The sequence below is a fragment of the Spirulina sp. CCNP1310 genome (assembly GCF_034932185.1).
Lineage (GTDB): Bacteria > Cyanobacteriota > Cyanobacteriia > Cyanobacteriales > Spirulinaceae > Spirulina.
This window is the reverse complement of the sequence record NZ_JAYGHW010000079.1, coordinates 1-9,622: the sequence shown is the minus strand read 5'-3', so window position 1 is coordinate 9,622 and position 9,622 is coordinate 1. Positions and strand designations below refer to the sequence as shown.

The 9,622-nt window shown below is 53.7% G+C and carries 8 protein-coding genes; 4 read left to right on the top strand and 4 right to left on the bottom strand.

What is annotated here, in order from left to right; all coding sequences use genetic code 11:
* Positions 1-128: 128 nt before the first annotated feature.
* Both VB712_RS13850 and VB712_RS13845 read right to left on the bottom strand, forming a co-directional pair.
* Positions 129-764, bottom strand: coding sequence for a peroxiredoxin (locus tag VB712_RS13850; RefSeq protein WP_323255690.1), 636 nt, complete (start codon positions 762-764; stop codon positions 129-131).
* 196 nt (positions 765-960) lie between these two features.
* The gene (locus tag VB712_RS13845) at positions 961-1,626 is read right to left on the bottom strand and encodes a bifunctional 4-hydroxy-2-oxoglutarate aldolase/2-dehydro-3-deoxy-phosphogluconate aldolase (RefSeq protein WP_323255688.1); all 666 of its coding nucleotides are present in this window, start codon (positions 1,624-1,626) and stop codon (positions 961-963) included.
* On the opposite strand from VB712_RS13845, the gene VB712_RS13840 reads away from it, so the two are divergent.
* A complete protein-coding gene (locus VB712_RS13840) occupies positions 1,610-2,308 on the top strand; it encodes a TIGR04283 family arsenosugar biosynthesis glycosyltransferase (RefSeq protein WP_323255686.1) in 699 nt (232 codons plus the stop codon). The two genes, VB712_RS13845 and VB712_RS13840, sit on opposite strands and share 17 nt — an antisense overlap.
* A gap of 88 nt (positions 2,309-2,396) precedes the next feature.
* Here the strand turns inward: VB712_RS13840 and VB712_RS13835 are convergent, their stop codons facing one another.
* Positions 2,397-3,881, bottom strand: coding sequence for a carotenoid oxygenase family protein (locus VB712_RS13835; protein WP_323255684.1), 1,485 nt, complete (start codon positions 3,879-3,881; stop codon positions 2,397-2,399).
* Between the two features lie 176 nt (positions 3,882-4,057).
* Entirely contained in the window at positions 4,058-5,395 is a 1,338-nt protein-coding gene (locus tag VB712_RS13830) for a folate/biopterin family MFS transporter (protein WP_323255682.1), read from the bottom strand.
* Positions 5,396-5,610: 215 nt separating this feature from the next.
* On the opposite strand from VB712_RS13830, the gene VB712_RS13825 reads away from it, so the two are divergent.
* The 3 genes from VB712_RS13825 (at position 5,611) to VB712_RS13815 (ending at position 9,394) form a co-directional block, all read left to right on the top strand.
* The gene (locus VB712_RS13825; RefSeq protein WP_323255680.1) at positions 5,611-7,542 is read left to right on the top strand and encodes an adenylate/guanylate cyclase domain-containing protein; all 1,932 of its coding nucleotides are present in this window, start codon (positions 5,611-5,613) and stop codon (positions 7,540-7,542) included.
* A gap of 59 nt (positions 7,543-7,601) precedes the next feature.
* Positions 7,602-8,777, top strand: coding sequence for a TRC40/GET3/ArsA family transport-energizing ATPase (locus VB712_RS13820; RefSeq protein WP_323255678.1), 1,176 nt, complete (start codon positions 7,602-7,604; stop codon positions 8,775-8,777).
* Positions 8,778-8,947: 170 nt separating this feature from the next.
* Positions 8,948-9,394 (top strand): biotin/lipoyl-binding protein, encoded by a 447-nt coding sequence (locus VB712_RS13815; protein ID WP_323255676.1) that lies wholly within the window; start codon positions 8,948-8,950, stop codon positions 9,392-9,394.
* The last annotated feature ends 228 nt before the right edge of the window (positions 9,395-9,622 follow it).

Sequence of the window (9,622 nt, the reverse complement as noted above, 5' to 3'; positions counted from 1 at the left end):
ACGTTTGAAATTCAATATAATCACCATAACACGACTGGCCCAAGGAGGGCGACTAAAGTCGCTCGTGTCGTCTTTCATCCCCGCAATAAATTGACGGGGCTTTCAGACTCCCGCACTATTTTCGTAACTTATTTGTTGGGTTGGGGGGTCATCCGCAGATAGGGCTTGACTTCTGTAACACCTTTGGGGAATTTCTGTTTTGCTTCTTCGGTGGGAATGGAGGGTACAACCACGCAGTCATCCCCATCTTTCCAGTTGACGGGGGTCGCTACTTGATAGTTATCCGTCAGTTGCAGCGCGTCAATCACTCGGATAATTTCATCGAAATTGCGACCCGTTGCGGGGGGATAGGTGATCGTTAACCGCAGTTTTTTCTGGGGATCAATGACAAACACCGATCGCACTGTCAAAGAGGCGTTGGCATTGGGGTGGATCATGCCGTAGAGGTCGGAAACTTTTTTATCCACATCCGCAAGGATGGGATAGTTCACTGTCGTATTTTGGGTTTCGTTGATATCGCAGATCCAACCCTTGTGGGATTCAGCATCATCGACACTGAGGGCGATCACCTTAACGTTGCGGGCTTCAAACTCAGGTTTGCGGCGGGATACTTCCCCTAATTCCGTGGTGCAAACGGGGGTATAGTCGGCAGGGTGGGAAAAGAGAACGACCCAGCTATCGCCAGCCCAATCGTAAAAATTGATTTCCCCTTCGCTGGAATCCTGCGTAAAGTTGGGGACGGTATCACCGAGTTGTAATGTCATGCCAGTAGTCTCCTTGAGCGTGTTGATCGACGCATTGAGCTTGCTCGTTTTGTCATCTTGCCATAAATCCCCAGTATTCCGATAGGTTTTTAGTGAATTATCACATTTGGCAACAATGCTTAATCAAGAGAGTCTGATCTTGATCGGCGTGGGGGCGTTGGCGTAAGTCTGCCGGAGGCACAAAGATTTTTCGCCCCTACATCAATAAGCGCGATCGCAATTCCCTCGCCCGCTCTGTAATCAGCCCCCAATTCCCCGCTGCTATTGCCTCTTGGGGGAAGAGTTGCCCTGCTAATCCGACGGCGATCGCCCCTGCATCGAGAAAATCCGTTACATTGCCCAAGGTTACGCCCCCGGTGGGAATGAGGGGAATTTGAGGTAACGGCCCCCGGATCCCTCGCAAATAGGCCGCTCCCCCCACCGCCTGCACGGGGAACACCTTCACCGCTGTTGCGCCCCAATGCCAAGCCTGAATAATTTCTGTGGGGGTTAAGGCTCCAGCTACTACAGGTAATTGTAAATCTTGAGCGATGGTGATGATTTCCCGATGGGTATGGGGGGAAAAGAGGAATTGCGCCCCGGCAGTGTGAGCGATCGCCACTGCCGCCGGATCAAGGATCGTGCCTGTGCCGATGCAACAATGGGGAAAATCCCGGCGCAGTTGGGTGATTAAATCCGCAGCGCGATCGCTATTCCAAGTAATTTCTACCCATTCCATCCCCCCGGCAATCACCGCCTCGGCCATGGCATAGCCGACAACCAACGTCGGGGCGCGAATCACGGCGATCGCCCTAGCCTGTTGGAGGCGATCGCGCCAAGCCTTTGCCCAATCCTGATCCTGATCCATGGCAAAAATTTCCATTATAATCCCCGTCCGCAATGAAGCCACCACGCTCCCCCACACGCTCCCGCCCTTGATGGCTCAGGGGGATTTAGAGGTGATTGTTATTGATGGGGAAAGTGAGGATGAGACGGTGGCGATCGCCCAATCCCAAGGGGCCAAAGTCCACAGCCTTCCCCCTGGCCGCGCCCAACAGATGAACTATGGGGCCAGCCTTGCCACGGGGGAAATTCTCCTCTTTCTCCATGGCGATACGCTGCTCCCGCCTGACTTTGCTGCCACGGTGCGATCGCTCCTCGCAAAACCGGGCGTAGCTGCCGGTGCTTTTCAATTAAAGATTGCGGGGGAGGGGCGAGGCCTGCGTTGGGTGGAATGGTGGGTGGGGGTGCGATCGCATTGGCTGCAACTCCCCTATGGTGATCAGGCCCTATTCCTCAAAAAAACCACGTTTGAGCAATTGGGGGGCTTTCCCGATTTGCCGATTATGGAGGATTTTGTTTTTGTGCGCCAGTTACGCGGATTGGGGAAGGTGGCGATCGCTCCCCAAGCCGTCACCACTTCCCCCCGCCGCTGGCAACGCCTTGGCGTATTCCGCACCACGCTGATCAACCAAGGCATGATCCTCGGCTACTATCTAGGCATCTCGCCCCACCGCTTGGCTCATTGGTATCGAAGCCAAAAACAGAAAAGAGAAAGTTCGTAGTGCCATAAGTCTCACTCCCCACTTCCCACTTCCCACTTCCCACTCCCCACTCCCCACTCCCCACTCCCCACTCCTCACTCCTCACTCCTCACTCCCCAAAAACCGCCTCTGTCCAATTCCCATGTAGCCCGTAGGGAATATGGATTTTTAAATGCACGGTAGCAATGGGGCCGGCGGGAATATCCGCCGCATCGAAAATCACCAGATCTGAACCATGGCGGGTCGCATCATAGACCAACATCAAAATCCAACCGGCATCTTCCGCCATTTCTCCCGGTTTAGCCACAAACACCGGCTCTGTCACAAATCCATGGGGCGCGAAGGAATAAAACTGTTTTTCCCCCCTCGCAAAATCAAACTTGAGCAGGGCTTGCAGCGGCGCATTGCCTTGGGATTGCTGGGCTGTGCCGAAGTAGGCGTAACGGTAGGGACGGCCTTCGTAGGCGGGGTGTAACGTGGGGAACTCCACACAGCGGGATTCCAACATCGTCGCCGTTGCCGTTTCCGTTGTCAGATCCAAACTAAACCGCCACAATTGCCCCGGATCAACCTTCGTAAAATCCACATCCCGAAAATCGGAATCCGGCTCCACCTCTGGGAAAGAGGGATAACAGATCGAATCAATACCCAAATGTTGTTCGTCGATTTCCCAGGCATTGGCATGGTGGAAGACAAAGCCGGCCTTGGCTTTGAGGATTTTCACAGGCTGAGTGGAAGCGGGATCGCGGGGAATAACAATAATTTTCGTTTCCTGATTCGGCTGAAATTGGACACATTCCGCTGCCCCCCGTTGGCCCAACAGGAAAGGCAAGGGATTAAAGCTCACTGGGTTTTGAAAGAAGAGATAGTAATGGGGCGTGATCGCAAAATCATGGATGAAGGCAAAGCCGGGGATCGGTTGGGATTTACGCCGCAGTAGTTGGCCATCGGGGGCGAGTTCGTAAAGGTGGAGCGTGCTCACCGGCCCTGCTGAAAGGGAGAAATTCACTAAACAGGGTTGGCCATCATCAAACACACAAGCCGGATCAATGCGGGGATGGGCGGAAAAAGCATCCCCTTTACCCAAAATTCCGTCCAGATCATCAACCCCCATCGTTTCCAAGTTCTGGGGATTGAGGCGGTGGGGCTTGCCTGCTTCCCAAAGGGCCAGGAGGCGATTCCCCCAATAGATCACATTGGTATTGGCAATATTTTTGAGCTTGAGATCAAAGAGGTTGGCTAACCAGCCCCCCTTTTTTTGTGTACCAAATACGCCCCGATAGCAAATTTTCCCGGCGGATTGTTCTGCGAGATAACCCTCAGTGCGGACGTAGCGGTTTTGGAAATGAACCTTGCCATTTTGGAAGGCGATCGCACAGACCATCCCATCCCCATCAAAGGGGTGATGAATCATTTCGCCATTAATATCCAACAAGCCCGGCCCATTGCGGAATAACGTCCCCGTCAATTCCGGGGGAATCCTGCCGGTAATGTCATCAACAACATAACTCAGTTCTTGGCGTTGGGATTGATAGCCTTTTTGCCAGTCGGTTTGATTGAAAGCGGGGCGGGTGGTTGCTTCGAGGGTTTGCATGGTTGGGGAAGTAGGAAGTGGGAAGTGGGAAGTGGGAAGAATGATCAGACCGTACAAAGTTTTGGGTGGTGTAGGGGCGAAAAATTTTTGTGCCTCCGGCAGGCTTACGCCAACGCCCTTACCGCTAAAACTGGATTTTTGGGATAGAAAGCAGGAGTAGGATGGGTTTTGGACACCTATGGGTTGGGTAGATCCGGCGTTATCTCCGCTTCTTCAGCAGCAGGGAGCCAGTGCAGAAACGGCAGGGGGAGCAGGGTTGAAAGGTTGGTGATCACCACCAAAAGCCAAAGTTGATCAAAGTTGGTTTCCGTTATGCCGAGCATTTGGGTTAGCAATGCCCCCAATTCCTGGGAGAGCAGGCCCGCCAAATTCCAGATCGACATTAACAGGGCAAACAGCGTTGCTTCTACCCCCGCTGGACAAAGGCGGGCGGAGAGGACTAACACGGGCATAAAGGCGATTTGCCCCATGACAGTGAGGATCAGACTGTCGCCCAGGCTGAACCAATGGTCATCAATGCCGATCGCCCGGTTGGCATGGGTGACGAGCAACAGTGTCGTCATCCCTAAACCAGAAGCGAAAATCGTTGTCCAACCCAGGATCACCCGGAAGGGGACGGCGCGTAAAAACCGCTGATAAATCCAAATCCCCACCAGGGCGGCTAAACTCGTCACCAACCGCACCCGACCCAAAAATTCCGGCTCAAACCCCAATTCATTGGTGGTGAAAAAGAACAGGGCGGTCTCACCGCTAGGGGTGGCTTGCCAGAGGAAGATAAACAACGTCGGCAACCAGATCGCTTTTTGGCGGATTGCCCACCAAAGATTACGGCTTTGGGTTTTGACGAGCGCGAGGGAATTTTCAGCAAGGGCAACGGGTTTTTCGTTAATCCACCAAGCCACACCACAAACCAAAAGGGGGAATGTGGCGGTGATCCAGAAAATGAACTGGATACTGAAGGCTTGGAGGAGCCAACCACTGAGATAGGCGGTGATCAATCCCCCCAGGGCCGAAACCCCCCAACTGAGGGATTGCAGCGAACCGGCTGCTTGATTACTCTGGCCCCGCACCCGCTCCACCACAATCGAATCGGCAATCACATCACTAATCGCCACCGAGAGGGAAGCCAGAAGCATCGCCAAGGTTGCTGCCCAAGCAGTATGAACGATGGTTGCTAGGGCTAGCCAGGCGATCGCCCCCAAAATTCCCGACAACACCAAATAGGGCCGCCGCCGGTAACGAAACAGGGGGAAACCATCGGAGAGGAAGCCAAACAGGGGTTTAATCACCCAGGGGAGAGCGGCAACCCCCGCCAAGGCCGCCACTTGGGCGGGGCTGAGGTGTAGTTCATCCTTGAGGAAAAAACTCACCGCCAGCCGGGATAAGCCTAAAATTCCTTGGACAAAATAAACCGTTAAAATAGCGATTAGTTCGGCGTTGGGTTCGTTGCCCAGCAGCACTTTGTCCAGGATGGAATTTTTAAATCGATCTAAAGGGGAGGCGGAAACAACCATATTTTGCGGTTAAAACAATCCAGAGGGGTGGTCAGGGAGGAGATCAGGGGACGTGCAATCTTAATCCTTGGCTGCACCACGATAAATTTTCTTTAAGTTTTATTACTTTTTATATCATAAGCGGCGGATTGAGATTTTAGGCGAGCGTAGAGAAAAAAGCCTCCGCCGAATCAACGCTGTCCTCTCTATTTCTTTCTCACCCCAACCCCTAAGCTATGGTGTCCCGGTTGCCGAAACCCTTGAAAAAGTTTGCCCAAGATTGGCCGGGTTTTGGCATTGCGGTGATTGCCCTCTTTTTTGTGGTGGGGGGCTTGCTGCTCATTCGCCAGGGGGGAGGGATGGAGCGGTTGGAGTTGTTGATTTATGACAAGATGATGCGCCATTTGGTGAAGGAATCCCCCGACCCCCGTATTTTGGTGGTGGGGATTACCGAGGCGGATATTCGCGAGCAACGCCAATGGCCCTTGAGTGATGCGGTGTTGGCGGAATTGTTAGCGAAGTTGCAGGCCCATCAGCCGCGAGGGATTGGGTTAGATATTTATCGGGAGTTTGCCTTGGAGCCGGGTCATGGCGATTTTGTGGCTCAACTTCAGGCCCCCAATGTGATCACCATTGAGGCGATCGCCGTCAACAGCCTTGAAGCTATCCCTCCCCCCCCCAATGCCCCGCCGGAACAGGTGGGGTTTAATAATCTCCCCCTCGATCCCGATGGGGTGATCCGCCGTGCTTTTTTATACCTTCCCCAAGATGAGGATGTGGCGGTGGCGTTCTCGTTACAATTAGCCTTTTTGTATTTGGCCGAAGCGGGCATTGAACCCATTGAGAGTCCCCAATACCCCAATGTGATGCAGTTGGGGGAAGCCACCTTTCACCCCTTAACCCCCTATGCAGGCGGCTATGACCGCCTCGATGCGGGGGGCTATCAAACTTTTCTCCAATATCGAGGCACGGATACCGCCATTGAGATGATCACGTTGGGGGAGGTGTTGCGGGGGGAGTTTGATCCGGCCTTGGTGCGCGATCGCCTCGTCATGATTGGCAGCACTGCCCCCAGCCTGTTAGACCGTAAGGCCACCCCCTACAGTGCCACCTTGGGGGGCGATGGCAAGATGGCAGGGGTGATGATTCATGCCCAAATTGCCGCGCAAATTTTAGATGTTGCCTTGGGGAAGCGATCGCTCCTCGCCTATTGGCCTGATTGGGTGGAAGTTGCCTATCTCGTGGGGGCGGCCTTTGTCAGTAGCCTAACGGCTTGGCGGTTGCGCCATCCCCTGCTCCTGATTAGTTCGATTAGTTTCTGTTTGTTACTGATGATTGGGGTAGGCTTTTGGTTCTTTAGCCAAGGGCTATGGATTCCCATTGCAGCCCCGGTGATCAGTATGCTCTGTACCGCTGGCGTGGTGATCACCTACCAATCCTATGATGACTATTGCCGTCGTCGTATTGTTATGCAACTCTTGGGGCAAAATACCTCGCCGGAAATTGCCGAAGCCCTCTGGCAGGGGCGAGATACGTTGCTCAAAGCGGGAAAGTTGCCCGGCATTCGCCTCACAGCCACCATCCTCTTTCTCGATATCAAGGGGTTTAGCACCGTTGCCGAACAGATGGAGCCGGAAGCCCTCCTCGATTGGCTCAACGATATTTTGGGGGAGATTACCCAAGAAGTATTGACGCGGGAAGGGATTATCAATAAATTTACCGGCGATGGCTTAATGGCCATTTTTGGTGTACCCCTGTCGCGGATTCACAAGGCAGAAATTGCCCTTGATGCCCAAAATGCGGTGTATTGCGCCTTAGCCATAGGCGATCGCCTCGCCCTGGTGAATAAACGCAACCATGAAATGGGCCTACCGGATATTCAGATGCGCATTGGCATCTTCACCGGCCCCGTTGTCGTTGGCTCCCTGGGGGGGAAAGACCGCTTAGAATATGGGGTTTTGGGAGATACGGTCAACACCGCTTCACGCTTAGAATCCTGCGCCAAGGAGCGGCAACCCACGGATTGCCGGATTTTAATTGCGGCGGAAACGTTGCACCATTTAGGCGATCGCTTCATCGTTGAACCTTGGGGCCCCATGGCCCTCAAAGGCAAGCAACAAATGGCCGAGGTGTTCCAAGTGCTCTCCATCGCCCCCAAAACCCGCTAGAGTTAAGAAATGTATCGAAATTCTTAGCCAATTCCTGCTCTGATCCGGAAAAGTAACCCATGCGCTTAATCTTGATGACCGGCAAAGGCGGTGTCGGTAAAACCTCCGTTGCCGCCGCCACCGGCCTACGCTGTGCCGAGTTAGGCTATCGCACCCTTGTTCTCAGCACCGATCCGGCCCACTCCTTGGCGGATAGTTTTGAAATTGATCTCGGCCATGATGCCCGGGAAATTCGCCCCAACCTTTGGGCGGCGGAACTGGATGCCCTCATGGAACTCGAAGGCAATTGGGGGGCGGTGAAACGCTACATCACCCAAGTCCTCCAAGCCCGCGGCCTCGATGGCGTCCAGGCGGAAGAATTGGCCATTCTCCCCGGTATGGATGAAATTTTCGGTTTGGTGCGGATGAAAAGGCACTACGATGAGGGAACCTACGATGTGTTGATCATCGATTCCGCCCCTACAGGGACGGCGTTGCGCCTTTTGAGTATCCCGGAGGTGGGGGGCTGGTATATGCGCCGCTTTTATAAACCGTTGCAGGGGATGTCGGTGGCATTGCGGCCTTTGGTGGAGCCTTTTTTTAAGCCTATTGCCGGGTTTTCCCTCCCTGATAAGGAGGTGATGGATGCGCCCTACGAGTTTTATGAGCAGATTGAAGCCCTGGAAAAAGTCCTCACCGATAATCAAAAAACCTCAGTGCGGTTGGTGACGAATCCAGAACGGATGGTTTTAAAGGAATCCCGCCGCGCCCATGCCTATTTGAGCCTTTACAATGTGGCAACGGATTTAATCATTGCCAATCGCATCCTCCCCGATAGCGTCAGCGACCCCTTTTTCGCCCGTTGGAAGGAAAGCCAACAGGTCTATAAACAGGAAATTCACGACGATTTCCACCCCTTGCCGGTAAAGGAAGTTCCCCTTTATTCCGAAGAAATGTGTGGCTTGGCGGCATTAGAGCGGTTAAAAGTAACGCTCTACGGGGAGGAAGATCCCACCCAAGTTTATTATCAAGAAAATACGATGCGCATTGTCCAAACCGAGGGGCAATATAGCCTAGAGCTTTATTTACCAGGGATTCGCAAAGACCAGGTGCAACTCAATAAAACCGGCGATGAGTTAAATATTCGCATCGGCAACCACCGCCGCAACTTAGTGTTACCGCAGGCGTTAGCGGCGTTGCAACCCGGAGGGGCAAAGATGGAAGCGGATTATCTCAAAATTCGCTTTAAGGCTTGATCGCTGGGTTGGGAAGTGGGAAGTGGGAAGTGGGAAGTGGGAAGTAAAAAGACTTGCTTCTGCCTTCTGCCTTTTACCTTCTGCCTTCTGCCTTTTACCTTCTGCCTTCTGCCTTCTGCCTTCTGCCTTATAAATGCTACCCTCAGAAAAATATTGTCGTTTTAAGAATTATGACCATGGCACTGCGTCAATACCTGCTTGGTCTCTGCCTGGGCGGTTTAGTGGCCTGTAGCTCTGGCACAGAAGCTCCGCCGGAGGGTCGGGGGCGAGGGGAGGGCGGCCCCATTGCAGTGACGGTTGCCCCTGTCAGTACTGGAGTGCTTAAAGATCCGGTGGAATATTTGGGAACCCTTGCCCCCCAACGGACGGTTTCCCTCCGCGCCCAAGCAGAAGGACGGTTACTCAATTTAACGGGAGAGGTGGGCGATCGCCTCACCCAAGGGCAACTGATCGCCCGCCTCGATGACAGCCTCTTTAACACCGCCACGAGCCAAGCCCGCGCCCAACTGGACACCCTTGCGGCGGAATTGGCCCAAGGGCGGGTACAGGTGGAGCACATTGACACTCCCCGCGCTAAAGCGACGGGGATTCTTGGTTCATCGACCGGACTTCACTGAGCAGGATTGCTCCAACCCAGCCAGAGGTCTAATCTCCCCAAGCGTATAACTTCCCGTTTGCCCCACGGTAGTTCGTCCAAGGCGCAGGATACAAACCCGCATCACTACTGACTTGGCCAGATGCCGATCACAGACCAACCCCTCCACATTCAAGTCTGCCTTCGGCGCGCCGCTTCGCGTCTACGCAGGCGACCAAATCGTTAGATTGGACGACGCAGTAGGCAATCC

What these genes read in the sequence shown, in the direction of transcription:
- VB712_RS13850 (WP_323255690.1), bottom strand. Translation starts at nt 764, where the DNA reads ATGACATTACAACTCGGTGATACCGTCCCCAACTTTACGCAGGATTCC.
- VB712_RS13840 (WP_323255686.1), top strand. Translation starts at nt 1,610, where the DNA reads ATGGCAAAAATTTCCATTATAATCCCCGTCCGCAATGAAGCCACCACG.
- VB712_RS13845 (WP_323255688.1), bottom strand. Translation starts at nt 1,626, where the DNA reads ATGGAAATTTTTGCCATGGATCAGGATCAGGATTGGGCAAAGGCTTGG.
- VB712_RS13835 (WP_323255684.1), bottom strand. Translation starts at nt 3,881, where the DNA reads ATGCAAACCCTCGAAGCAACCACCCGCCCCGCTTTCAATCAAACCGAC.
- VB712_RS13830 (WP_323255682.1), bottom strand. Translation starts at nt 5,395, where the DNA reads ATGGTTGTTTCCGCCTCCCCTTTAGATCGATTTAAAAATTCCATCCTG.
- VB712_RS13825 (WP_323255680.1), top strand. Translation starts at nt 5,611, where the DNA reads ATGGTGTCCCGGTTGCCGAAACCCTTGAAAAAGTTTGCCCAAGATTGG.
- VB712_RS13820 (WP_323255678.1), top strand. Translation starts at nt 7,602, where the DNA reads ATGCGCTTAATCTTGATGACCGGCAAAGGCGGTGTCGGTAAAACCTCC.
- VB712_RS13815 (WP_323255676.1), top strand. Translation starts at nt 8,948, where the DNA reads ATGACCATGGCACTGCGTCAATACCTGCTTGGTCTCTGCCTGGGCGGT.